Origin of the sequence: Pseudomonas sp. WC2 (assembly GCF_050586545.1) — a bacterium.
GTDB lineage: Bacteria > Pseudomonadota > Gammaproteobacteria > Pseudomonadales > Pseudomonadaceae > Aquipseudomonas.
In genome coordinates this window covers 90624-115348 of record NZ_JBOBDR010000009.1, presented here as the reverse complement: position 1 = coordinate 115348, position 24725 = coordinate 90624, and the positions used below count along the sequence as shown (strand labels likewise).

22 protein-coding genes and 1 other RNA gene are annotated in these 24725 nt (G+C 58.5%); 8 read left to right on the top strand and 15 right to left on the bottom strand.

The window, feature by feature from the left end; genetic code table 11:
* Window positions 1-194: 194 nt before the first annotated feature.
* Both rnpB and rsmI read right to left on the bottom strand, forming a co-directional pair.
* Window positions 195-548: RNase P RNA component class A (gene rnpB, locus ACQ4OE_RS13190), an RNA gene on the bottom strand.
* A gap of 73 nt (window positions 549-621) precedes the next feature.
* Window positions 622-1527: a 16S rRNA (cytidine(1402)-2'-O)-methyltransferase gene (rsmI, locus tag ACQ4OE_RS13185; protein WP_430946879.1), complete on the bottom strand. Its 906-nt coding sequence runs from the start codon at window positions 1525-1527 to the stop codon at window positions 622-624.
* A 177-nt stretch (window positions 1528-1704) separates the two neighbouring features.
* Here rsmI and ACQ4OE_RS13180 point away from each other — a divergent pair, with 177 nt between their 5' ends.
* The 4 genes from ACQ4OE_RS13180 to ACQ4OE_RS13165 all read left to right on the top strand — a co-directional run bounded on the left by ACQ4OE_RS13180 (window position 1705) and on the right by ACQ4OE_RS13165 (window position 5151).
* Window positions 1705-3516 carry a penicillin-binding protein activator gene (locus ACQ4OE_RS13180; RefSeq protein ID WP_122590039.1) on the top strand — a complete coding sequence of 604 codons (1812 nt, stop codon included), beginning with the start codon at window positions 1705-1707 and terminating at the stop codon, window positions 3514-3516.
* Window positions 3516-3878, top strand: a complete 363-nt coding sequence (locus tag ACQ4OE_RS13175; protein WP_430946878.1) for a YraN family protein — start codon at window positions 3516-3518, stop codon at window positions 3876-3878. The genes ACQ4OE_RS13180 and ACQ4OE_RS13175 overlap by 1 nt, the downstream gene beginning before the upstream one ends.
* A gap of 104 nt (window positions 3879-3982) precedes the next feature.
* Window positions 3983-4576 (top strand): phosphoheptose isomerase, encoded by a 594-nt coding sequence (locus tag ACQ4OE_RS13170; protein ID WP_122590043.1) that lies wholly within the window; start codon window positions 3983-3985, stop codon window positions 4574-4576.
* Window positions 4573-5151: a BON domain-containing protein gene (locus tag ACQ4OE_RS13165; RefSeq protein ID WP_122590044.1), complete on the top strand. Its 579-nt coding sequence runs from the start codon at window positions 4573-4575 to the stop codon at window positions 5149-5151. The genes ACQ4OE_RS13170 and ACQ4OE_RS13165 overlap by 4 nt, the downstream gene beginning before the upstream one ends.
* Before the next feature lie 52 nt (window positions 5152-5203).
* On the opposite strand, the gene ACQ4OE_RS13160 is transcribed toward ACQ4OE_RS13165, so the two are convergent.
* From ACQ4OE_RS13160 to rplM, 7 genes are all read right to left on the bottom strand, one after another.
* Window positions 5204-5617 (bottom strand): ClpXP protease specificity-enhancing factor, encoded by a 414-nt coding sequence (locus ACQ4OE_RS13160; protein ID WP_122590046.1) that lies wholly within the window; start codon window positions 5615-5617, stop codon window positions 5204-5206.
* A gap of 16 nt (window positions 5618-5633) precedes the next feature.
* Window positions 5634-6251, bottom strand: coding sequence for a glutathione S-transferase N-terminal domain-containing protein (locus ACQ4OE_RS13155; protein WP_007961620.1), 618 nt, complete (start codon window positions 6249-6251; stop codon window positions 5634-5636).
* Between the two features lie 146 nt (window positions 6252-6397).
* On the bottom strand, window positions 6398-7180 hold the full coding sequence (locus ACQ4OE_RS13150) for a cytochrome c1 (protein ID WP_122590048.1): 783 nt from the start codon (window positions 7178-7180) through the stop codon (window positions 6398-6400).
* The gene (locus tag ACQ4OE_RS13145) at window positions 7180-8391 is read right to left on the bottom strand and encodes a cytochrome b (RefSeq protein WP_122590050.1); all 1212 of its coding nucleotides are present in this window, start codon (window positions 8389-8391) and stop codon (window positions 7180-7182) included. Before ACQ4OE_RS13145 ends, ACQ4OE_RS13150 begins: the two co-directional genes overlap by 1 nt.
* On the bottom strand, window positions 8391-8984 hold the full coding sequence (gene petA, locus ACQ4OE_RS13140) for a ubiquinol-cytochrome c reductase iron-sulfur subunit (RefSeq protein ID WP_007917031.1): 594 nt from the start codon (window positions 8982-8984) through the stop codon (window positions 8391-8393). Before petA ends, ACQ4OE_RS13145 begins: the two co-directional genes overlap by 1 nt.
* 270 nt (window positions 8985-9254) lie before the next feature.
* Complete coding sequence (gene rpsI, locus ACQ4OE_RS13135; RefSeq protein WP_008080273.1) at window positions 9255-9647, bottom strand: 30S ribosomal protein S9; 393 nt, start codon at window positions 9645-9647, stop codon at window positions 9255-9257.
* 14 nt (window positions 9648-9661) lie between these two features.
* On the bottom strand, window positions 9662-10090 hold the full coding sequence (rplM, locus tag ACQ4OE_RS13130; protein WP_007917032.1) for a 50S ribosomal protein L13: 429 nt from the start codon (window positions 10088-10090) through the stop codon (window positions 9662-9664).
* 245 nt (window positions 10091-10335) lie between these two features.
* On the opposite strand from rplM, the gene ACQ4OE_RS13125 reads away from it, so the two are divergent.
* Window positions 10336-11376 (top strand): NADP(H)-dependent aldo-keto reductase, encoded by a 1041-nt coding sequence (locus ACQ4OE_RS13125; RefSeq protein ID WP_430946877.1) that lies wholly within the window; start codon window positions 10336-10338, stop codon window positions 11374-11376.
* A gap of 156 nt (window positions 11377-11532) precedes the next feature.
* Here ACQ4OE_RS13125 and ACQ4OE_RS13120 read toward each other — a convergent pair whose 3' ends face one another.
* Entirely contained in the window at window positions 11533-12669 is a 1137-nt protein-coding gene (locus ACQ4OE_RS13120) for an acyl-CoA dehydrogenase family protein (RefSeq protein ID WP_064120486.1), read from the bottom strand.
* A gap of 250 nt (window positions 12670-12919) precedes the next feature.
* Here ACQ4OE_RS13120 and ACQ4OE_RS13115 point away from each other — a divergent pair, with 250 nt between their 5' ends.
* On the top strand, window positions 12920-13816 hold the full coding sequence (locus ACQ4OE_RS13115) for a GlxA family transcriptional regulator (RefSeq protein WP_430946943.1): 897 nt from the start codon (window positions 12920-12922) through the stop codon (window positions 13814-13816).
* Between the two features lie 178 nt (window positions 13817-13994).
* Here the strand turns inward: ACQ4OE_RS13115 and zapE are convergent, their stop codons facing one another.
* The 3 genes from zapE to ACQ4OE_RS13100 form a co-directional block, all read right to left on the bottom strand.
* On the bottom strand, window positions 13995-15089 hold the full coding sequence (zapE, locus tag ACQ4OE_RS13110) for a cell division protein ZapE (protein WP_038361044.1): 1095 nt from the start codon (window positions 15087-15089) through the stop codon (window positions 13995-13997).
* Between the two features lie 90 nt (window positions 15090-15179).
* Window positions 15180-16535 (bottom strand): tryptophan--tRNA ligase, encoded by a 1356-nt coding sequence (locus ACQ4OE_RS13105; protein ID WP_430946876.1) that lies wholly within the window; start codon window positions 16533-16535, stop codon window positions 15180-15182.
* A gap of 24 nt (window positions 16536-16559) precedes the next feature.
* Complete coding sequence (locus tag ACQ4OE_RS13100) at window positions 16560-17204, bottom strand: alpha/beta hydrolase (RefSeq protein ID WP_430946875.1); 645 nt, start codon at window positions 17202-17204, stop codon at window positions 16560-16562.
* Between the two features lie 144 nt (window positions 17205-17348).
* On the opposite strand from ACQ4OE_RS13100, the gene ACQ4OE_RS13095 reads away from it, so the two are divergent.
* On the top strand, window positions 17349-17783 hold the full coding sequence (locus tag ACQ4OE_RS13095; protein ID WP_187678015.1) for a YhcB family protein: 435 nt from the start codon (window positions 17349-17351) through the stop codon (window positions 17781-17783).
* Between the two features lie 225 nt (window positions 17784-18008).
* Here the strand turns inward: ACQ4OE_RS13095 and ACQ4OE_RS13090 are convergent, their stop codons facing one another.
* Both ACQ4OE_RS13090 and ACQ4OE_RS13085 read right to left on the bottom strand, forming a co-directional pair.
* The gene (locus tag ACQ4OE_RS13090) at window positions 18009-18746 is read right to left on the bottom strand and encodes an OmpA family protein (RefSeq protein WP_122595431.1); all 738 of its coding nucleotides are present in this window, start codon (window positions 18744-18746) and stop codon (window positions 18009-18011) included.
* Between the two features lie 109 nt (window positions 18747-18855).
* Window positions 18856-19500 carry an MBL fold metallo-hydrolase gene (locus ACQ4OE_RS13085; protein WP_430946874.1) on the bottom strand — a complete coding sequence of 215 codons (645 nt, stop codon included), beginning with the start codon at window positions 19498-19500 and terminating at the stop codon, window positions 18856-18858.
* A gap of 220 nt (window positions 19501-19720) precedes the next feature.
* Here ACQ4OE_RS13085 and ACQ4OE_RS13080 point away from each other — a divergent pair, with 220 nt between their 5' ends.
* On the top strand, window positions 19721-24694 hold the full coding sequence (locus ACQ4OE_RS13080) for a M10 family metallopeptidase C-terminal domain-containing protein (protein WP_430946873.1): 4974 nt from the start codon (window positions 19721-19723) through the stop codon (window positions 24692-24694).
* Window positions 24695-24725: the final 31 nt, after the last annotated feature.

Sequence of the window (24725 nt, the reverse complement as noted above, 5' to 3'; positions counted from 1 at the left end):
CTGAAAGCTGCGCTCGAAAGTTAAAGTAATTTGTTAAGAGTAAGATTTTTTCGGTATTACAAAAGCGCTTCTGCTGTTGATTGAAGCAAGGTGGGAAATGGCTATTACTGCGTTTGCCGCTGCCGAACTTTCAGAGCAGGCCTGCTGATATTACACAGCCCTGTCGCCTTTGATTCAAGCAGGGAAAGAAAAAGGTGGAGAGTCGATCTGTAAGCCGGGTTCTGTCTTGAACAGTCATTCGTCTACGATGGCCATCACTGGACATCTTTAGCAACCTACCCGGTCCCAGCGCGGGCCACGCCTTGGGACCCTATTTGGTCTTGCTCCAAGTGGGGTTTACCTAGCCACGAACTGTTGCCAGACGTGCGGTGCGCTCTTACCGCACCTTTTCACCCTTACCGGCGCCGAAGCGCTTAGGCGGTTATTTTCTGTGGCACTTTCCGTAGGCTCACGCCTCCCAGGCATTACCTGGCACTTCGCCCTATGGAGCCCGGACTTTCCTCCCCCCCCTAATTTTCATAGAGGGCAGCGACTGTCCGATCGACTCTCCGCCGCGAAGGTTAACGGCAGAGCGCCCGAAGAACAAGCGGAAATAGCCGGGAAACCGCTCTGCGCGACGGGTTACTCGCCCTTCTGTTGTTCCAGTGCGACCTGATACAGCACGTTTTTGCGCTCGCCGGTGATTTGCGCTGCGAGGGCGGCGGCGCGTTTGAGCGGCATTTCTTCAAGCAACAGATTCAGCACGCGCATGGCTTCACTGCTGACAGCGTCCTCGGACTCCGGCGCCGTCCAACCCGCCACCAGCACCACGCATTCGCCGCGCTGCTGATTGCTGTCGGATTCAACGAACGCGCGCAGCTCGGACAGCGGCAAACCCTTGAGCGTCTCGAAAGTCTTGGTGATCTCACGAGCCAACAATGCCTGACGCTCGCCGCCGAATACCGCTTCCATATCCTGCAGGCATTCGAGGATGCGGTGCGGGGCTTCATAGAAGATCAGCGTACGCGGTTCTTCTTTAACGGCTTCCAGTCGCGCTTTGCGCCCAACCGATTTGGCCGGCAAGAAACCTTCGAAGATGAAACGATCGGACGGCAGCCCCGCCGCCGACAGCGCCGCAATCAGCGCACACGCCCCCGGTACCGGGACGACATTGATCCCGGCCGCACGCGCCTGTCGCACCAGGTGGTAACCCGGGTCGGAAATCAGCGGCGTACCAGCATCAGAGATCAGCGCAACGTTGTCGCCCGCCAGCAGACGGGTGATAAAGCGGCTACCTTCATCTCGTTCGTTATGTTCGTGACAGGCCGCCAGCGGCGTGCCAATGCCGAAGTGCTGCATCAGGCGCGCCGAGTGACGGGTGTCTTCAGCGGCAATCAACGCTACTTCACGGAGGATCTTCAATGCCCGGGCGCTGATGTCGTCCAGGTTGCCGATGGGCGTCGCCACCACATAAAGCGAGCCAACAGCGGAATTCAGGGAACCTGGAGCAGTCAAAGCGCACACCTCGTGATCGGTAAAAGCGGCCATTGTAGCGCGACACGAGGCTTGCGACGCGCTTCGAGCCACCTCGGTTTTCTCCGTGGTTTTGCACCACCGCAACATTTACTACAGCTAAATTGCCCGTTTCACGCCACTAACATCGCGCCCCGGCCAGTGCTTGGGTACAATTCGACGCTAATTTGATCGAGTATCAGGAACACTTACATGATCGCTTGCCTGCGGCTGTTCACTGCCCTCTGCCTCGCTGCCCTGTTGGCGGCTTGCGCCAGCTCCCCCTCCTCCAGCCTTGGCGAACTTCCACGGACTCCGGATGCCAGCATCGAGCAACTGCTCGAACAGGCTACCCAGGCGAAAACCCCGGAAAAAGCCGCCCTGTTGCGCCTGAGCGCGGCGGATCTGGCTTATCGCCAAGGCAATGCCGGACAGTCCGCGCAGATCCTGCAACAAGTGCCGATGGAGCAACTCAAGCCAGGCCAGCAGATTTTCGCCAGCACCCTGAATGCTGAACTGGCGATGACCCGCAACCAGCCGAAAGCCGCACTGACTGCCCTGAGCCATCCGAGCCTGCAGCACCTGGGCGAGATGCCGGAAGAACAGCAAGTGCGCACCGGCACTGTTCACGCCCGCGCCCTTGAGGCCGACGGCCAGACTCTGGCGGCCGCCCGCGAGCGCGTGTTCATCGCACCGATGCTGCAAGGCGAGGCCGCGAGCAAGAACCACGAAGCGATCTGGACTCTGATTGCCTCGCTGCCAACCGATCAACTGCAACCCAACACCACTGACGATCTCGGTGGCTGGATGGGCCTGGCACTGGCCGTGAAATCCGCCGGCACCCTGGAACAGCAGCAAGCGGCAATCGACACGTGGCGCGCACAGAATCCAAAGCACCCAGCTGCGATCAACCTGCCGCTGCCACTGACCAAACTCAAAGAGCTGGCCAGCCAGCCGCTGAGCAAGATCGCCCTGCTGCTGCCACAGGACGGTCCACTGGCCGCTGTCGGCAAAGCGCTGCGTGAAGGTTTCATGGCTGCGCACTACCAGGCTCAACAGGCCGGGCAAAAGCCGCCAGCGATCGAGTTCTACGACAGCTCGAAGCTGACCTCGATGGACGAGTTCTACCGCAAGGCTCAGGCTGATGGCGTGCAACTGGTCGTCGGCCCGCTGGAAAAACCACTGGTCAAACAGCTGAGCACTCGCCCGCAACTGCCGATCACCACCCTCGCGCTGAACTACAGCGAAGGCGATCAAGGCCCGGCGCAGCTGTTCCAGTTTGGTCTGGCCGCTGAAGACGAAGCCCGCGAAGTCTCGCGCCGCGCCCGTGCCGATGGCCTGCACCGCGCCGCGATCATGGTGCCGAAAGGCGAATGGGGCGACCGCGTGCTGCGTGCGTTCAGCCAGGATTGGCAGGCTAACGGTGGCAGCATCGTAGCGACCGAACGCGTTGATCAGCCGGTGCAACTGGCTCAGCAGATCGCCGACATGTTCCAGTTGCGTCAGAGCGAAGCCCGCGCCAAGAGCCTGCAGAACGCTGCCGGCACCAACGTAGCGGCCCAGCCTTCGCGCCGTCAGGACATCGAGTTCATTTTCCTCGCGGCAACGCCGCAACAGGCACAGCAGATCAAACCGACGCTGAACTTCCAGTACGCCGGTGACGTTCCTGTCTATGCGACTTCGCACGTTTACAGCGCCAGCGGCGACGTGAACCAGTACAACGACATGAACGGCATCCGCTTCTGCGAAACCCCATGGTTGCTGGACAACAGCGATCCACTGCGCCAGCAAGTGGTCGCGCAGTGGCCGCAAGCCGCCGGCAGCCTCGGTCGCCTGTACGCGATGGGTGTGGATGCCTATCGCTTGGCGCCGCGCCTGGGTCAACTCAAAGCGCTGCCAGACAGCCGCATCGACGGTGAATCGGGCAGCCTCGGCATGACTCCGACTCAGCGCGTTGTGCGCCAGTTGCCTTGGGCACAATTCGTCAGCGGTCAGGTTCAGCGTCTGCCGGACACCCCGCGCTAATGCCCGACAGGTCACGCTCGCAAAGCGGCAAGGATGCCGAGCGCCAAGCGCTCGAGCATCTGCAGAATCAAGGCTTGCGCCTCTTGGCGCAGAACTGGTTATGCAAACGCGGCGAGCTTGATCTGGTCATGCTTGATGGCGATACAGTAGTATTCGTTGAAGTTCGTTACAGAAAAAACACTCAATGGGGTGGCGCGCTCGCTAGCATCGATGGGCGCAAGCAGCAGAAACTGATTTTCGCTGCGCAGTATTTTCTTCAGCGCGAGTCGCGTTGGGCCAATTCCCCCTGCCGCTTCGATGTGGTGGCGATCGACAGCCATCCGAATCAGCTGAACTGGTTGCAGAATGCTTTCGACAGTTGATGGCCTGCATCCCGAACCGGACAATTCCACCGACAACTTTTGCTCTTTGCTTTGCGGGCTGCACATTCATGTGCCGGACAGCCGCGCTACTTAAGGTCACACAGATGGACATGCAATCCCGAATTCGCCAGCTTTTCCAGGCCAGTATCGACACCAAGCAACAGGCGATGGACGTACTTGCACCGCACATCGAGCAAGCCAGCCAGATCATGGTCAACGCCCTGCTCAACGAGGGCAAAATGCTCTCGTGCGGCAACGGTGGTTCGGCCGGCGACGCCCAGCACTTCTCGTCGGAGCTGCTCAACCGCTTCGAGCGCGAGCGTCCCAGCCTGCCAGCCCTCGCCCTGACCACCGATTCGTCGACGATCACCTCGATCGCCAACGACTACAGCTACAACGAAATCTTCTCCAAGCAAATCCGCGCACTCGGCCAACCCGGCGATGTGCTGCTGGCGATTTCGACCAGCGGTAACTCGGCGAACATTATTCAAGCGATCCAGGCCGCACATGATCGCGAAATGATTGTCGTAGCTTTGACCGGACGCGATGGCGGCGGCATGGCGTCGCTGCTGTTGCCCGAGGACGTCGAGATTCGCGTACCGGCCAACGTCACAGCACGTATTCAAGAAGTCCACTTGCTGGCGATCCATTGCCTTTGCGATCTGATCGACAGCCAACTGTTCGGGAGTGAAGAATGACCCCTAATCGCCTTGGCCTTCTGGCCTTGACCCTGTGCCTCGGCATCAGTGGCTGCACCTCGGTGGTGAACGCCAGCCGTGAAGCACCGATCGACGACGACCGTGGCACCCGCACCTTCGGCAGCAAGATCGACGATTCGTTGATCGAAACCAAAGTGGGTGTAAACGTGGCCAAGGCCGACCCTGCTCTGGACAACGATTCGCACATCGTCGTGACCAGTTTCAATGGTGTTGTGCTGCTGGCCGGTCAAACGCCGCGCGCAGACTTGAAAGCCAAGGCTGAGCAAGCAGCATCAGCCGTGCAACGGGTAAAAACCGTTCACAACGAACTTCAGGTCATTCCGCCGTCTGGCTTCCTGGCGCGCCAGAACGACACCTGGCTGACCTCCAAGATCAAAACGCAGATGCTCACTGACGCCAGCATTCCTGGCTCGCGCATCAAGGTCGTGACCGAGAACGGCATCGTCTACCTGCTCGGCCTGCTGACCAAACAGGAAGCCACTCAGGCGACCAACCTGGTTCAGGGCGTTTCCGGTGTGCAGAAGATTGTGAAACTGTTCGAGTACATCGACTGACAGCCGAAACGCGCCCACAAAAAAAGGCGATCCATCTGGATCGCCTTTTTTATTACTTCACCACTTTCAGGCTTGGCCGGCCACTTGGGCGCGGCGGCTCGCTGTCCGGAGGCGGCTGGTCGTCATCCAGCTCGATGTCGTCTTCGTCATCCATAGGCGACTCGAGATCGAACACCATGCCCTGACCGTTCTCCCGGGCGTAGATACCCAGGATCGCACTGATCGGCACGTACAGGCTGTGCGGGACACCACCGAAGCGACCTTCGAAGGTCACCACGTCGTTATCCATGTGCAAATGACGCACGGCACTCGGCGAAATATTCAGCACAATCTGCCCGTCACTGGCAAAACCCTGCGGCACTTGCACCGCCGGGTATTCGGAATTGACCAGCATGTGCGGGGTGCAATCGTTATCGACAATCCACTCGTAGAGCGCGCGGACCAGATAAGGTCGACTGGAGTTCATAGCGGCTCCTTAAGCCTTAGCGCATATCGCGTTCGACACCAGACAGACTCGCCTGGAAAGCCTCACGCGCAAACTGGCGCTCCATGTAATCAAGCAGCGGCTTGGCTGGCCGCGGCAGTTCAATACCCAGAATCGGCAGACGCCAGAGTATTGGTAATAGGCAGCAATCCACCAGACTTTGTTCCTCACTGAGGAAAAACGGCTTGTCGGCAAACAGCGGCGACACGCCCGTCAGGCTTTCACGCAACTCCTTGCGCGCCACGACTCGCGCGGCTTCCTTGCTCTTCGGATCCAGAATCAGATCCACCAGCCCACACCAGTCGCGCTGAATCCGATGAATCAGCAGACGGCTGTTGGCACGCGCCACCGGGTAAACCGGCATCAATGGCGGGTGCGGGTAACGCTCATCCAGATATTCCATCACCACGGTCGACTCCCACAACGCCAGGTCACGATCGACCAGAGTTGGGAGACTGCCGTAAGGGTTCACTTCAATCAGTTTAGGCGGCTGGCGACCAGCTTCCACATAAATGATTTCGGCGCTGACACCCTTCTCTGCAAGCACAATGCGCACTCGGTGGGAATAGTGGTCGGCGGGGTCGGAGTAACAGGCCAACCGATTGGTCACGCCCATGGCGATCCTCCTCGCTTGTTGAAATTATCGGAACCGGAAAAACGCGCGCGCCCAAAGGGCGCCTCCCGCAACCTCTGGCTGACCAGACGTTGCGTTATCGGAGGCGCCCTTGGGCGCGCGCGATTAACAGCAATGCTTGAAGCGTATCAGTGCACGTCTTTCCAGTATTCACGCTTGAGCAGATAGGCGAACACAAAGAAGAACGCCAGGTACAGCAAAACGTAAGTACCGATGCGCTGATGTTGCAGCTTAACCGGGTTAGCCGAGTAAGCCAGGAAGGTTACCAGATTCTTGACCTTATCATCGAACTGCTCTTTATCCAGAGTACCGGTCTTCGGCACGATGGTCAGCTGATCGCACGCTTCATGAGTCAACGCAGTACCGGTCAGCGGATCATATTGCGTCTTGCCGTTTTCGACGATCGGCACCTGTTTGCAGCCGACCACCTGACGACCTTGCAGACCGACGAGCACGTTTGGCATGCCGACGTTCGGGAAGACCTTGTTGTTTACGCCCCAAGGACGTGTCGGATCTTCGTAGAACGAATGCAGGTAGCCGTAAAGCCAGTCGGTGCCGCGCACGCGCGCGACCAGGGTCAGGTCCGGCGGCGCAGCGCCAAACCAGGTCTTGGCGTCGGCCGGTTGCATGCCGATGTTCATGTGGTCGCCGATCTTGGCACCGGTGAACACCAGCTTCTCCAGCATCATTTCGTGTGGAATGCCCAAGTCATCGGCAACCCGCTCGTAACGCTGGAACTTGGCACTGTGGCAACCCATGCAATAGTTGGCAAACGTACGCGCACCATCCTGCAGGGCAGCTTTGTCGGCGAGGTCGATATCGACTTTTTCCAGCTCCGGACCACCGTGTTCAGCGGCGAAAGACAGCACTGGCAGCGCAGCAAAAATCAGAGCAAAAAATAACTTTTTCATCAGCCAGTCACCCTTTCCGGAACCGGTTTGGTCTTCTCGAGCCTGGTGTAGAACGGCATCAGAATGAAGTAAGCGAAGTACAGGAAGGTGCAGATCTGCGACACCAGAGTCCGCTCCGGCGTCGGCGCCAGAACGCCAAGAATGCCGAGAATCACGAACGAAATGCAGAACACCACCAGCCAGATTTTGCTCATCCAGCCTTTATAGCGCATCGATTTGACCGGACTCCGATCGAGCCACGGCAGCACAAACAGCAAGGCAATCGAGGCGCCCATGGCGATTACGCCCATGAGCTTGTCGGGGATCGCCCGCAGGATTGCGTAGAACGGCGTGAAGTACCAGACCGGCGCGATATGCTCTGGCGTCTTGAACGGGTTGGCTTGCTCGAAGTTTGGTTTTTCGAGGAAGTAGCCACCCATTTCCGGGAAGAAGAACACAATGAAGCAGAAGATAAACAGGAACACCACGACACCGACAATGTCTTTCACGGTGTAGTACGGGTGGAAGGCAATGCCGTCCAGCGGGATGCCGTTTTCGTCTTTGTGCTTCTTGATGTCGACGCCGTCAGGGTTGTTCGAACCCACTTCGTGCAGTGCCAGAATGTGCAGCACCACCAAGCCGAGGATCACGATCGGCAGTGCGACAACGTGCAAGGCAAAGAAGCGGTTCAGGGTGATGCCGGAGATCAGATAGTCACCACGAATCCACTGCGTGAGGTCATTACCGATGACCGGAATCGCACCGAACAGCGAGATGATTACCTGGGCACCCCAATAGGACATCTGACCCCATGGCAGCAGGTAACCCATGAAGGCTTCGGCCATCAGCGCCAAGTAAATCAGCATGCCGAAGACCCAGACCAGCTCGCGCGGTTTTTGATATGAACCGTAGAGCAGGCCACGGAACATGTGCAGATACACCACGATGAAGAACGCTGAGGCACCGGTCGAGTGCAGCAAACGCAGGATCGAGCCGTACTCGACGTCGCGCATGATGTATTCAACGGAGGCGAACGCTTCTTCTGCCGACGGCGTGTAACTCATCGTCAGCCAGACACCGGTGACGATCTGGTTGACCAGCACCAGCAGCGCCAGCGAGCCGAAGAAATAGAAGAAGTTGAAGTTTTTTGGGGCGTAATACTTGCTGAGATGGTCTTCCCACATTTTGGTCGCAGGAAAGCGCGCATCAACCCAATCCATGAACTTGCTCATCACGCTTTCTCCGTATCGACGCCAATGACAATCAGGTCATCGGTCTCATAGGAATGCGGGGGAACTGGCAGGTTCAAAGGCGCAGGTTGCGACTTGTAGACGCGGCCAGCCAGATCGTAGTGGGAACCATGGCAAGGGCAGAAATAGCCGCCGACCCAGTCTTTGCCCAGATCCGCAGGTGCCACTTCGGGACGGAAGGTTGGTGAGCAACCCAGGTGAGTGCAGATCCCGATCAGCAGCAGAATTTCCGGCTTGATCGAGCGCACTTCAGGGTCGACATAGGTGGGTTGCGTGGAGTTTTTGGAGGTTGGATCGGAGAGCTGGCCCTCGATCTTCTTGAGATTCCCCAGGATTTCCTCGGTACGGCGGACAATGAACACCGGCTGGCCGCGCCACTCAGCAATCATCTGCTGTCCTGGCTCGATTTTGCTGACATTCACTTTCACCGGTGCACCAGCGGCTTTCGCCTTGGCACTGGGAAACCATGACCCCACGAACGGGACCGCAGCCCCCACCGCTCCTGCAGCACCCACCACGGATGTGGCTGCTACCAAGAAGCGACGCCGGCCTGCATTCACGCCGTCATTGCTCATTCAGTCCTCTCCCATCAGCTTTTGTGGCCTGTTAAATCAGGCATCTACTAAATAAATCAATGTTACTTATAAAAATTTTGCCGAGATGGTAATGAAAAGCCCCAATTCTGACAAGGGAATTACCCGGAGCTCATACCCTCAAGCCTTGCAGTATAGGGGGTCTACGGAAGTGGCAAGTTGTCGCAGCGCAATTCTTTGATAAATCACAGGCATAAAAAAACGCCCGCTTCCGTGAGGAGGCGGGCGTTCTTTTTGAACGTGGAAGCGGAATTAACGCTTCGAGTACTGCGGACGCTTACGCGCTTTACGCAGACCAACTTTCTTACGTTCAACTTCACGGGCGTCGCGAGTAACGAAGCCAGCTTTGCGCAGAGCGCCACGCAGGGTTTCGTCGTAGTCCATCAGAGCGCGAGTGATACCGTGGCGGATTGCGCCAGCTTGACCACTTACACCACCACCGATCACGGTGACGTAGATGTCGAACTTCTCGACAGTCTCAGTCAGCTCCAGCGGCTGACGAACTACCATGCGGGCAGTTTCGCGGCCGAAGAAGTTTTCCAGCGAACGGTTGTTGATGGAAATGTTACCAGTACCCGGACGCAGGAAAACGCGTGCGGTTGCGGTCTTGCGACGGCCAGTGCCGTAATTTTGAGTCGCCGACATAATGTACTATTCCGTTAAAACTTCAGTTCTTGGGGCTGCTGAGCAGTATGTGGGTGTGCAGCGCCCGCATAGACTTTCAGCTTACGGTACATGTCGCGACCCAGTGGGTTTTTAGGCAGCATGCCTTTAACCGCGGTCTCGATCACGCGCTCAGGGGCTTTAGCGATCAGCTTTTCAAAGTTGATCGACTTGATGCCGCCCGGGAAACCGGAGTGGGAGTAGTACATTTTGTCAGTGGTTTTAGCACCGGTAACACGAATCTGCTCAGCGTTGATTACGACGATGTAGTCGCCGGTGTCAACGTGAGGAGTGTACTCAGGCTTGTGCTTGCCACGCAGACGGCTCGCGATTTCGGTGGCCAGACGACCCAGGGTCTGACCAGCAGCGTCGACGACAAACCAGTCGCGCTTTACTGTTTCCGGTTTAGCAGTAAAAGTTTTCATTCTTTATAGCCTCAGGGGCCGCCCTGTAAATTAGACGGCGGATCTTACTGAATAGTGCGTACTTTGACAAGTCAAAGGCAGCCGGATACAGACGCTTTCGGGGGCTCGGGTCGGCGCGTCCGTTCAACGGCAAGATTCTTCGGCGGCGGCGCATCACTTCCACTGCAGAAAGAGGTCGGCAATTATGCAGATTGCGAAAAATATTTCAACCTGCTTTTATGATTGTTTTGCCCAAGGAGCACCCGATGGACTATCGCCAGCTAGGCCGTACCGACCTGAACGTGAGTGCAATCTGCCTCGGCACCATGACCTGGGGCGAGCAAAACACTGAAGCTGAAGCCTTCGCCCAGATCGAACGGGCCAAGGAAGCCGGGATCAATTTCATCGACACCGCCGAGATGTACCCGGTGCCGCCAAAAGCCGATACCTACGCCACCACCGAGCGCTACATCGGCAATTACTTCAAAAGTCGCGGCGACCGAGCCGACTGGATCCTCGCCAGCAAGGTCGCCGGCCCGGGCAACACCATCGACTACATCCGCGACAAAAATCTGCGCCACAACCGCCAGCACATTACCGCCGCAGTGGATGCCAGCCTCGAGCGCCTGCAGACCGATTACATCGATCTGTACCAGTTGCACTGGCCGGAGCGCAGCACCAACTTTTTCGGACAACTGGGCTACAAACACAAGATCGAAGCCAACCTGACTCCGCTCGAGGACACCCTCGAAGCCCTCGACGAGCAAGTGAAGGCCGGCAAGATCCGCCACATCGGCCTGTCCAACGAAACGCCGTGGGGCACCATGCGTTTTCTGGCCTTGGCCGAAGCCCGTGGCTGGCCGCGTGCGGTATCGATCCAGAACCCGTACAACCTGCTCAACCGCAGCTTTGAAGTGGGCTTGGCGGAAATCGCCATCCGCGAACAGTGCGGCCTGCTCGCCTATTCGCCGCTGGCGTTTGGTTTCCTGTCCGGCAAGTACGAAGGTGGCGCTCGCCCGCCAAAAGGCCGTCTGAGCCTCTACAGCCGCTTCAGCCGCTATTTCAATGCGCAGTCGGAAGCAGCGTGCAGCCGTTATGTGGCGCTGGCCCGTGAACACGGTCTGGACCCGGCGCAGATGGCGTTGGCGTTCGTGACGCAGCAGCCGTTTGTCACCAGCAACATCATTGGTGCGACAACGCTGGAGCAACTGGACAGCAACATTGCCAGTTTCGATCTGAAGCTTTCCGATGAAGTGCTGGCAGGGATTGAAGCGATTCACAAGGATCATCCGAACCCTGCACCGTGATTAAACGCTAAAAGCTTCGCGAGCAGGCTCGCTCCCACAGATACTGTGAACTTCTGTGGGAGCGAGCCTGCTCGCGAAGAGGCCGATCAGATCACCACCAAAGCGGAACGCGGAGCGTCCCCGGCGGCATTCCCACGCAGAGCGTGGGAACGATCATCAAAGCGAGCGCGCAATGATCTCCTTCATGATTTCATTGGTGCCGGCATAGATCCGCTGCACCCGCGCATCCGCCCACGCTCGGGCCACCGGGTATTCCCACATGAAACCGTAGCCGCCATGCAACTGCACGCATTCGTCGAGCACTTTGCATTGCAGGTCAGTGCCCCAGTATTTCGCCATCGCCGCCGTCGGTACGTCGAGCTTACCTTGGAGGTGCAATTCCAGACATTTGTCGACGAACACTCGACCGATCTGAATTTCCGTGGCCATCTCCGCGAGTTTGAAGCGTGTGTTCTGGAAGTCAGCAATCGCCTTGCCGAAGGCCTTACGGTCGCGGGTGTAATCCAGCGTCCACTGCAACGCCGCTTCAGCAGAAGCCAGACCACCAATTGCCACCGTCAGACGCTCTTGCGGCAATTCCTGCATCAGGTAGGCGAACCCGGCCCCAGCCTGACCCAACAGGTTTTCTTTCGGCACACGCACGTCCTGGAAGAATAATTCCGACGTGTCCTGGGCCTTCATTCCCACCTTCTCCAGGCGTTTGCCCTTCTCGAAGCCGGGCGTATTCGCCTCCACCAGAAACAGGCTGGTGCCCTTGGCGCCGGCCTTGGGATCGGTCTTGGCGACGACGATCACCAGGTCCGCAAGAAAGCCGTTGGTGATGAAGGTCTTCGAACCGTTGATGACGTATTCATCGCCATCCAGCACGGCGGTGGTTTTCACGCCTTGCAGGTCGGAGCCAGCGCCCGGCTCGGTCATGGCAATCGCCGTGACCATCTCGCCGGAGACCAGTTTTGGCAGGTATTTGTGCTTCAGTGCTTCACTGCCGTAATGCAGGATGTAGGGTGCGACGATGTCGGAATGCAGGGAGAAACCGATCCCGGTCAGACCGAGCCGGCCGACCTCTTCGATCACGACCGCGCTGTAGAGAAAGTCCGCCCCCAGCCCGCCATATTCTTCCGGCAGGTGCGAGCAGAGCATCCCCGCCTCCCCCGCCTTGTTCCACAGTTTGCGGTCGATATGGCCTTGTTTCTCCCATTGCGCATGGAACGGCACGGCCTCTTTTTCGAGGAAGGTTCGTACGCTGTCGCGGAACAATTCGTGCTCGGAGCTGAACAAGGTTCTGGGGATCATGCGGCACCTTTCTTTCTTGTTGGAGGGAGACGACCTTCAGAGACTAAGCCTCCCCTCTGACACAGGACACTGGACACATCCGACAAAAAATAAGACGATCCAGCCGTCTGGTGACCACTTTCCCTTATAAAAACAAAACAAAAGTTGAATTATGTCCAAGCAAGTCTCCACGCCCTTGCGGCGCGTCAGCATCCTGGCGATCGACCGGGTTTTCGCTTACACCCTCATGCAAGCCAAGGATTTTTTCCATGTGGCGAGCCTTCGTTACGGCAAACAACTGGGCCACGGCCTGACGCCAGCGTTTGAAACGCGGCTGGTCAGCCCCGATGGCCAACCGGTGAAAAGCTTCAGCGATGTCATGATGCCGGTGGATGGCGGCCTGGAAAACACCGATATCATCATACTCCCGGCGTTCTGGGATGATTTCGAGGCGCTGTGCAGCCGTTATCCACAGATCCTGCCCTGGCTGCGCGAACAGCATGCCCGCGGCGCCGTCCTGTGCGGCGAAGCGACCGGCGTGTTCTGGCTGGCCGAGGCCGGATTGCTGGATGGCAAGGAAGCGACGACCTACTGGCGTTTCTTCAACGCTTTCGCCGAACGCTTTCCGAAGGTTTACCTCAATCAGGACAAGCACCTGACCGACGCCGACAACCTCTATTGCGCCGGCGGCACCACATCGGCCTGCGACCTGTATATCTATCTGATCGAGCGTTTCTGCGGGGCGAACGTGGCGCAAGCCGTGGCCCGCGACATTCTTTACGAAGTGCAGCGCAGCTATGCGCCGGGCCGCATCGGTTTCGGCGGACAGAAGCTGCATCAGGACGTGATCATCCTGCAGATCCAGCACTGGCTCGAAGAGCATTTTGCCGACAAATTCCGCTTCGAAGACGTCGCCCGCGAGCATGGCATGAGCATTCGTAACTTCATGCGGCGCTTCCAGACTGCGACTGGCGACAAGCCCCTGCATTACCTTCAACGCCTGCGTATCGAGACGGCCAAAGGCTTGTTGTCAGGCACCCGCAAGAGCATCAAGACTATCAGTTATGAGGTCGGTTACGACGACGCGAGCTTCTTTGCGCGGTTGTTCCGCCAGCACACTGAATTGTCGCCGAATCAGTATCGGCAGCAGTTTCAGCAGGCTGCGTAGCACCTCGCAACAACGTAATGCCTCTGTGGGAGCGAGCCTGCTCGCGAAAGCGGTATGTCAGCCAACAATATCGTTGAATGTGATACCGAATTCGCGAGCAGGCTCGCTCCCACAGGAGGAATTCAGTGCCAATAAAAAGGGCCTGCAATTGCAGGCCCTTTTCGTTTGCCGAATCCGCTTAGGGCTTGTGCGCCCGCGACAGGAATTCGTGGGATTGCATCTCCAGCAGTCGGCTCAGCGTACGCTGGAATTCGAAATTCAGACGGCCGCCGGTGTACAGATCCTTCAGCTCGACTTCAGCAGAAATGATCAACTTCACGTTACGGTCGTAGAACTCGTCGACCATGTTGATGAAGCGGCGAGCGATGTCGTCGGTGGTGACGCTCATCTGCTCGACACCGCTCAGCAGCACGGCGTGGAAGATCTTGCCCAGTTCGATGTAGTCGTTCTGGCTACGCGGGCCGTCGCACAGTTCGCGGAAGTCGAACCAGGCAACGTCATCGCAAGTACGCAGGGCACGGATTTCACGATTCTCGATGATCAGTACATCGTTCTCGACCGCGGCAGTGCACTCCGGCGTCAGTGCCTTGAAGCTCTTGCGCAGGCTTTCGTGAGCGGCCTCGTCGAGTGGATAGTGAAACAACTCCGCTTGTTCGAGGTGACGCAAACGGTAGTCGACGCCGCTGTCGACGTTGACGATCTCGGTGTTCTGCTTGATCAGCGCAATGGCTGGCAGGAAGCGCGCGCGTTGCAGACCGTCCTTGTACAGACCGTCCGGGACGATGTTCGACGTCGCGACCAGGGTCACGCCGTTCTTGAACAATTCTTCCATCAACGTGCCGAGGATCATCGCGTCGGTGATGTCGGAGACGAAGAATTCATCGAAGCAGATCACCCGCGACTCGGTCGCGAAACGCTTGGCGATGATGGTCAGCGGGTTTTTCTCGCCGCCGAGGGTTTTCATTTCTTCGTGCACGCGCTTCATGAAGCGGTGGAAGTGGGTGCGGGTCTTTTCCTTGAACGGCAGCGCTTCGAAGAAGGTGTCGACCAGATAAGTTTTGCCGCGACCCACGCCGCCCCAGAAATACAGGCCCTTGACCGGCGTCTGATCTTTTTTGCCGAACAGTTTGCTCAGCAGACCCGGCTTGTTCTGATCGGCGGCGATCAGATCCTCGTACAGACGCTGCAAGTGACGCACGGCAGTTTCCTGCGCGGCGTCATGGAAGAAGTCCGGGCGTTTCAGATCAGCTTGGTATCGTTCTAAGGGCGTCATAATTCGTTAGCAAGGCAACAAAAACGGGCCGTCACTGTAGCGACGGCCCGTGGGAATGGCAATCGGCCCTTGGTCGGACCGTGCCGCCGATTAGTCCTGAACCGGGGTCAGCGCGACGCGCAGCGCCTCGATGGCGGCGTCACGCGCAGCCGCATCGGCGAACGCCGGGCTGTCGCCAACGCACTCGCCTTCCAGCCAGACACTGAAATTCAGGCCTTCGCTGCGCACATCCAGTGGCTGGCCGGATTGCAGCTGCTTGGTCACCTGCCCAGCGGCTTTGCCGTCGGCGAAGTTGCGCGACAGCAGCAATTGCTCGCCATCGGCTGCCAGCAGACGGAAACGGAAGCTGCCATCGTCTTCACGGAAGCTGACGAAACGCGCGGCTTTCGCGGCTTTCTTCTTGGTGGTCGCGGCAACCTGAACCTGATTGACGAAAGAGCGCAGGCCAACGGCTTCGCGCAGTTCGTTGAGGAACGGCGTTGCCACGGCACGGGCCTTCTTGGCACCGATTTGCAGAATGTCTTCCAGATCCGCCGGACGCTCGATCAACTGGTGATACTTGTCGCGCGCTTCGCCGAGATCGTTGTCGAGCAACTGGAATAGGCGGTTCTTCGCCTCGCCCCAACCCAGACCACCGAGCAGTTCGCTGCGGAACTCGTCAGCCTGCGCTGGCGTGGCGAACGCCTGGAACAGGGTGAACAGGTGCGAGTTGTCCGGATCCTTGGCTTCGCCAGGCGCTTTGGAGTCGGTGACGATCCGCGAGATCGCGTCCTTCATCTCTTTCGCGCTGGAGAACAACGGGATGGTGTTGTCGTAGCTCTTCGACATCTTGCGACCGTCGAGGCCTGGCAAGGTCGCCACGCTTTCTTCGATCAGCGCTTCGGGCATGGTGAAGAATTCTTTGCCCTGACCGAACAAGTGGTTGAAGCGTTGGCCGATATCGCGGGCCATTTCCACGTGCTGGATCTGGTCACGACCGACCGGCACTTTGTGCGCGTTGAACATCAGGATGTCTGCGGCCATCAGCACCGGGTAGCTGTAGAGGCCCATGGTGATGCCGGCGTCCGGGTCTTCACCGGTTTCGACGTTCTTGTCGACCGAGGCCTTGTAGGCGTGCGCGCGGTTGAGCAGGCCCTTGGCCGCAACGCAGGTGAGCAGCCATGTCAGTTCAGGGATTTCCGGGATGTCGGACTGGCGGTAGAAGGTCACGCGGTCGACATCGAGGCCACCGGCCAGCCAGGTCGCGGCGATTTCCAGACGCGAGCGCTGGATGCGCAGCGGGTCATCGCATTTGATCAGGGCGTGGTAGTCGGCCAGGAAGTAGAACGAATCGGCATTGCTGTCGCGACTGGCGAGGATCGCCGGGCGGATGGCGCCGGCGTAGTTGCCTAGGTGCGGCGTGCCGGTGGTGGTGATGCCGGTGAGGATACGGGTACGGTTCGTCATGGGTAATCGCTTGTCAGACTGCAATCAATTCGAGAGACGCGGCAGGATCAGATCCTTGAGATCGGTCAGCTTGCCATGAAAAAAGTGTCCGCATTCTGCCACTTTCAGCAGCTCATGGGGGCGCTGGAGTTGTTCCGACCAGTTGTAAACCAGTTGCGGATCGATGACTTCGTCGGTTTCCGGCTGGATCACGGTAAGTTCGCCGTGTTGCGGCAGTTGATCCTGCTCGCCCAGACGCATCACCGCTGGCGCGACCATGAACAGGTGCTTGAGCTGCTCGCCCTGTGCTTCGAGACGCCCGCCGAGACTTGCTGCAACAAATCCGCCGAAGGAGAAACCGAACAGGGTCAGCGGCAGATCCGGGTGTTTCTCGCGCAGCCATTGGGCGGCAGCCTGGGCGTCATCGACTTCACCGGTGCCCATATCATGGGAACCTTCGCTGGCGCCGACGCCGCGATAGTTGAAGCGCAAGGTAATCAGACCGGCGTCACGCGCGGTGCGCTGCAGGGTCGAGACGACTTTGTTGAGCATGGTGCCGCCCTGCACCGGGTTAGGATGGCAGATCAGCGCGATGCCGCGCGGCTGCTCGTTATCCAAGCTCTTGTTTTCAAGAAGCAGCGCTTCAATTTGGCCAACTGGGCCGGCAATCACTACAGGGGTTTCACGCATCAGCAAGGAAGGAACTCCGTGACCTCGAATCGGGTCGACTCGTCTAGCAAATTGTCTGTGCCAATCTATTGCGAGTGAATCGCGGTATACAGCGCAGGTTCGAGCCGTTAACGTAAAGCAAAGCCGTTTATAGAGGAAGGACTCGTGGAACACTCGCTCTTAGTTTGGTTGTTACCGACTCTTGCCCTGGTTGTGGGTGTCGCCATTGGATTCCTGATCGCGCGCGTTGCGCCGAACGCCGCGCCGAGCCGCACGCAGCGTCAACTGGATGATATCCAGGAGCGCTTCGACAGCTATCAAAACGAGGTGGTCACCCACTTCAACAGCACCGCGATGCTGGTCAAGAAGCTGACCCAGAGCTATCAGGAAGTGCAGGATCATCTCGCCGAGGGCGCCAATCGTCTGGCCCTGGACGAGCAGACCCGCCAGCGCCTGATCGCTGCCCTGCACGCAGACGCGGCAGTGGCACCACGCGAACGCCTGACGCCGCCGCGCGATCAGGAGCCGCCACGCGACTACGCACCGAAGACCCCGAACTCACCGGGCATGCTCGATGAGCAATATGGTCTGAAGAAGTAATCAGCCTGCGCTGACAACAAAAAGCCCCCGGACAGTGATGTGTCCGGGGGCTTTTTTGTGTCTGGAATCTTCGGTGTTTGCAGCGCACCCTTCGCGAGCAGGCTCGCTCCCACAGGGGGAATGCATTTCAAATGTGGGAGCGAGCAAGCTCGCGAAGGGGCCGGCACAGGCCACACAAAAAAATGCCCGATCGCAGGACCGGGCATTCTTCATTCAGGCATTCAGTTACGGATACTGCTGAACCGTACCCGGCTGCTGTTGCTGCTGACCACCATACTGCTGGCCCGGAATCGCCTTCAGGTTCACTTCAACCCGACGGTTCTGCGCACGGCCATTGACGTCACCGTTGCTGGCAATCGGGTTATCCGGACCGGCGCCACGGGCCGACAGGTTGGTACCGCTGACACCTTGCGAGGTCAGGTAAGTCGCCACGCTCTGTGCGCGACGCTGAGACAGGTCCATGTTGTGCTGGCGGCTGCCGGTGCTGTCGGTGTAGCCGACGATTTCGATCTGGTTCTGGTTGAACTCTTTCAACGAGTTGGCCAGGTTGTTCAGCGGCTGGTAGAAGCTGGAAGCGATGTTCGCCGAATCGGTGGCGAAGGTAATGTTGCCCGGCATGATCAACTTGATCTGATCACCCTCACGCTGCACTTCAACCCCGGTGTTGGCCATGCTGGCGCGCAGTTTGGCTTCCTGCTTGTCGGCGTAGTAACCGTAACCGGCCGCCGAAGCACCCACCACAGCAGCGCCGATCAAGGCACCCTTGCCGCGATTGTCGTGACCGATGGCGGCACCGGCGAGCGCACCGGCCAGCGCGCCGAGACCACCGTACTTGGCGGTTTTACTCATGCCTTGAGAGCCACCGTCCGCCTGGCCCTGATTGTCATACGGGTTAGGCGAGGCGCAGCCGGACAGCAAGGCCACGGCAGTAGCGACAATAATCAAACGACGCTTGGTGAACATGGAGAGCTCCTGGTTTGCATTCTATGGCGGCCCTTTTGGCAATGGACCTGTGCGGGCGTTGGATCATGACAATGCACAAAAATTCCGCCGGGCACTCGTGACAAAATATTTAGGCCCTAACGAACGGGTTCTCGCGCATTTCATCGCCCAACCGTGTATCCGGGCCATGCCCGGTGACCACCGTGGCGTCTTCGTCCAGGGTGTACAGCCGCTGTTTGATCGAACGCACGATGGTCGCCTGATCGCCGCCCCACAAATCCGTGCGCCCTACTCCGCGACGAAACAGCGTGTCACCGGCAATCAACAGCTTAGCCTCGGAAAACCAAAAGCTCATGGAGCCGGGTGTATGACCCGGCGTATGCAACGCGACGCCACAGCCGCAGGCCAGCTCTTCATCGTCGCTCAACCAGCGATCCGGTGATGGCACGGGCGTGTATGGCACGCCGAACATCTGGCATTGCATTTCGAGGTTGTCCCAGAGGAACTGATCTTCCTTATGCAGGTGCAAAGTCGCGCCGGTTTTTTCTTTCATCTGCCCGGAAGCGAGGAAGTGATCCAGGTGCGCGTGGGTGTGGATGATGCTGACCACTTTCAGGCCATGCGCATCGAGACGCGCCATGATCAGGTCAGGGTTGCCGCCCGGGTCGACGACGATGGCTTTTTTAGTGATCGGGTCGCCGATGATGGTGCAGTTGCAGTGCAAGGGGCCGACGGGGAAGGTTTCGCGGATCAATGCAGGAACGTGAGAATTCATAGAAAACTCCAAAAATGATGTACGCCGACAGGCGACAGACGGCGGTGCTTTTACTTCAGAATTCTACCTCGCTCGCCGATATCAGGAACCGAGCTGGATATTTGACGCCACCAATAAAAAATAGTGGCCAGATGATGTCAAACCCCAACAACCTGATGCAGAATTGCACATTGTAGCGGCCGCATTTCAGGACGGGCCGCACCCCATCCAGGAAATCCTCATGCCACGTCCCATTGATTCGACCGCCAGCCAGTCTTCCTACCTGACCGCTAATGTCGCGGTAAACAGCCTCATTTCAGGTACGCAATGGGAAAGCTCCAAGTGGTACGACAAAACCGCACCGACCACGCTGACTTACAGCTTTATTGCACCGATTTCTTCGTACTTCGCAACGAACTACAGCGCCGACAATGAATACAACGCTGCTTACGCCCTGACTTCAGCGCAAAAGACTGCTGTGGTCAGTGCGCTGAATAGCTGGAGCTCGGTCGCCAACATTCAGTTCACGCAAACGACCGACAACCTGTTCAATGTGGGCGATCTGCGTTTTGGGGGCTATTCGTTGATGAACGCGGACACTGCGGCATGGGCGTACTTGCCCGGCGGCACGCCAAAGTCCGGCGACGTGTGGATCGGTCCCGAGACCAACGAAGCCGCCCCGAGTGGCGGCTCGTACGATTACCTGACTTTCGTTCACGAAATCGGTCACGCCATCGGCCTGAAGCACCCCTTTGCCTCCAGCGCGTTCAATTCGACAACGCTCAACCCGTTGCTGGACGACGTGCGCTATACCGTGATGAGTTACAACGACTCGTATTCCTACCAGCCCACCACCCCGATGCTGCTGGATATTCTGGCGATCCAGAGTCTGTATGGTGCAAACATGGCTTGGCACGCCGGCAACAACACCTACTCGTGGGCGAGCAATCAGTCGGTCTTCGAAACAATCTGGGATGCCGGTGGTACCGACACGATCGACGCCAGCAATCAGCTGAATGCGGTGCGCATCGACCTTAACGAAGGCGCGTTCAGCCAGATCGGCCAGGCATTCCTCGATCTCAAGAACCTCACCGCATTCAATGAAGGCCTGGCCATTGCCTATGGCGCGAAGATTGAAAATGCCATCGGCAGCGTCAATGACGACAGTCTCATCGGCAACGGCCTGAACAATATTCTCAATGGCCTGGAGGGCGCCGACACCATGATCGGCGGCACAGGCAATGACACTTACGTTGTCGAAAATACCGGCGACACGGTGATCGAGACCAGCACGCTGGCCAGCGAAATCGACACGGTCATGAGCTACATCGACTATACCCTCACGGACAATGTTGAACGGCTCACCCTGATGGGGACCAGCAACATTAACGGCACCGGCAATGCGTTGAAAAACACCATCACCGGCAATTGGGGCGACAACATCCTGGACGGTGGCGCAGGCGCTGATACTTTGATCGGCGGCGCTGGCAACGATACCTATGTGGTCGACAGTGTCAGCGATGTCATCGTCGAAACCAGCACCCTCAAAACCGAAATCGACACCGTGCGCTCGTCGATCAGCTACACCCTCGGCGCCAACCTGGAAAACCTCGAGCTGACCGGCTCGGCCAACCTCAACGCCACCGGCAATGCGCTGAACAATGTTCTCATCGGCAACAGCGGCAACAACGAACTCTTCGGCGGGGCTGGTCTGGACACCATGATCGGTGGCGCCGGTGACGATGCCTACTTCCTCGATCAGGTCGGCGAGCTGGCGCTGGTTCAGGAAAACGCCAATGAAGGCACCGACAGCCTGCGCATCGCTTTCAACGCCACGGCGCAGAACAACACCGTCAACCTCAATCTGAGCAACCTGAGCAACGTCGAAAACGTCTGGCTGCGCGGCACCGGCAACTACATCGTGCTGGGTAACGATCTGGACAACTACCTGCTCGGCAACGCCGGTAACGACAACCTGCAAGGTGGTGCCGGCAACGACAGACTCGACGGTGCGACCGGTGCCGATACCCTCGCCGGTGGTGCGGGTGATGACACCTACGTGATCGACAATGTCGGCGACCTCGTCATCGAGGCCACCGGCGAAGGCCACGACCGCGTGCTCAGCAGCGTCAATTATTCCCTGACCGCCAACGTCGAAGACGCCCAACTGACCGGCAGTGCCAATCTTTCCCTGGTCGGCAACAGCCTCGACAACGTGTTGACCGGCAACAGCGGCAACAACACCCTCAACGGTCTGGAAGGTGCTGACACTCTGGATGGCGGTGCCGGCAACGATACCTATATCGTCGACAACGTCGGTGACATCATCATCGAAAACGGCACCTCGCTGACCGAGATCGACAGCGTGCAGTCGTCGATCAGCTACACCTTGGGCGCCAACCTGGAAAACCTGACCCTGCGCTTCGCCGATAACCTCAACGCCACCGGTAACGAGCGCAACAACGTCATCACCGGCAACGCCGGCAACAACATCCTCGATGGCGGCGCAGGTGCCGACACCTTGACCGGCGGTCTGGGCAACGACACCTACATCATCGACAACGTCCGCGATGTCATCGTCGAAACCAGCACCCTCAAAACCGAAATCGACACCGTGCGCTCGTCGATCAGCTACACCCTCGGCGCCAACCTGGAAAACCTCGAGCTGACCGGCTCGGCCAACCTCAACGCCACCGGCAATGCGCTGAACAATGTTCTCATCGGCAACAGCGGCAACAACGAACTCTTCGGCGGGGCTGGTCTGGACACCATGATCGGTGGCGCCGGTGACGATGCCTACTTCCTCGATCAGGTCGGCGAGCTGGCGCTGGTTCAGGAAAACGCCAATGAAGGCACCGACAGCCTGCGCATCGCTTTCAACGCCACGGCGCAGAACAACACCGTCAACCTCAATCTGAGCAACCTGAGCAACGTCGAAAACGTCTGGCTGCGCGGCACCGGCAACTACATCGTGCTGGGTAACGATCTGGACAACTACCTGCTCGGCAACGCCGGTAACGACAACCTGCAAGGTGGTGCCGGCAACGACAGACTCGACGGTGCGACCGGTGCCGATACCCTCGCCGGTGGTGCGGGTGATGACACCTACGTGATCGACAATGTCGGCGACCTCGTCATCGAGGCCACCGGCGAAGGCCACGACCGCGTGCTCAGCAGCGTCAATTATTCCCTGACCGCCAACGTCGAAGACGCCCAACTGACCGGCAGTGCCAATCTTTCCCTGGTCGGCAACAGCCTCGACAACGTGTTGACCGGCAACAGCGGCAACAACACCCTCAACGGTCTGGAAGGTGCTGACACTCTGGATGGCGGTGCCGGCAACGATACCTATATCGTCGACAACGTCGGTGACATCATCATCGAAAACGGCACCTCGCTGACCGAGATCGACAGCGTGCAGTCGTCGATCAGCTACACCTTGGGCGCCAACCTGGAAAACCTGACCCTGCGCTTCGCCGATAACCTCAACGCCACCGGTAACGAGCGCAACAACGTCATCACCGGCAACGCCGGCAACAACATCCTCGATGGCGGCGCAGGTGCCGACACCTTGACCGGCGGTCTGGGCAACGACACCTACATCATCGACAACGTCCGCGATGTCATCGTCGAAACCAGCACCCTCAAAACCGAAATCGACACCGTGCGCTCGTCGATCAGCTACACCCTCGGCGCCAACCTGGAAAACCTCGAGCTGACCGGCTCGGCCAACCTCAACGCCACCGGCAATGCGCTGAACAATGTTCTCATCGGCAACAGCGGCAACAACGAACTCTTCGGCGGGGCTGGTCTGGACACCATGATCGGTGGCGCCGGTGACGATGCCTACTTCCTCGATCAGGTCGGCGAGCTGGCGCTGGTTCAGGAAAACGCCAATGAAGGCACCGACAGCCTGCGCATCGCTTTCAACGCCACGGCGCAGAACAACACCGTCAACCTCAATCTGAGCAACCTGAGCAACGTCGAAAACGTCTGGCTGCGCGGCACCGGCAACTACATCGTGCTGGGTAACGATCTGGACAACTACCTGCTCGGCAACGCCGGTAACGACAACCTGCAAGGTGGTGCCGGCAACGACAGACTCGACGGTGCGACCGGTGCCGATACCCTCGCCGGTGGTGCGGGTGATGACACCTACGTGATCGACAATGTCGGCGACCTCGTCATCGAGGCCACCGGCGAAGGCCACGACCGCGTGCTCAGCAGCGTCAATTATTCCCTGACCGCCAACGTCGAAGACGCCCAACTGACCGGCAGTGCCAATCTTTCCCTGGTCGGCAACAGCCTCGACAACGTGTTGACCGGCAACAGCGGCAACAACACCCTCAACGGTCTGGAAGGTGCTGACACTCTGGATGGCGGTGCCGGCAACGATACCTATATCGTCGACAACGTCGGTGACATCATCATCGAAAACGGCACCTCGCTGACCGAGATCGACAGCGTGCAGTCGTCGATCAGCTACACCTTGGGCGCCAACCTGGAAAACCTGACCCTGCGCTTCGCCGATAACCTCAACGCCACCGGTAACGAGCGCAACAACGTCATCACCGGCAACGCCGGCAACAACATCCTCGATGGCGGCGCAGGTGCCGACACCTTGACCGGCGGTCTGGGCAACGACACCTACATCATCGACAACGTCCGCGATGTCATCGTCGAAACCAGCACCCTCAAAACCGAAATCGACACCGTGCGCTCGTCGATCAGCTACACCCTCGGCGCCAACCTGGAAAACCTCGAGCTGACCGGCTCGGCCAACCTCAACGCCACCGGCAATGCGCTGAACAACGTTCTCATCGGCAACAGCGGCAACAACGCGCTCAATGGAGGAGTGGGCAACGACACTTTGATCGGTGGCCAAGGCGCGGACATGCTCACCGGTGGCGCCGGGGCTGACACGTTTGTCTTCAATGACATCAGCGAAGTCGGTAAAGGCGCCCTACGTGATGTCATTTATGACTTCAGCAGCCTGCAGGGCGACAAGATCGATCTGTCGGCGTTTGACGCCAATCTCGGCACCGCCGGGCTTGATGCGTTTACCTTCATCGGTTCGGGGGACTTCACTGGCGCCGGTCAACTGCGCTTTGCCGATCAGGTGCTCTCTGGCAATGTCTCTGGCAATGCCGGTGCAGATTTCGAGATTCATCTGGTGGGTGTGAATGCGTTCTCGGCCCAAGACCTCGTGGCCTGAGTGAGATGAAATGACCGTTCTGTGCAATGCA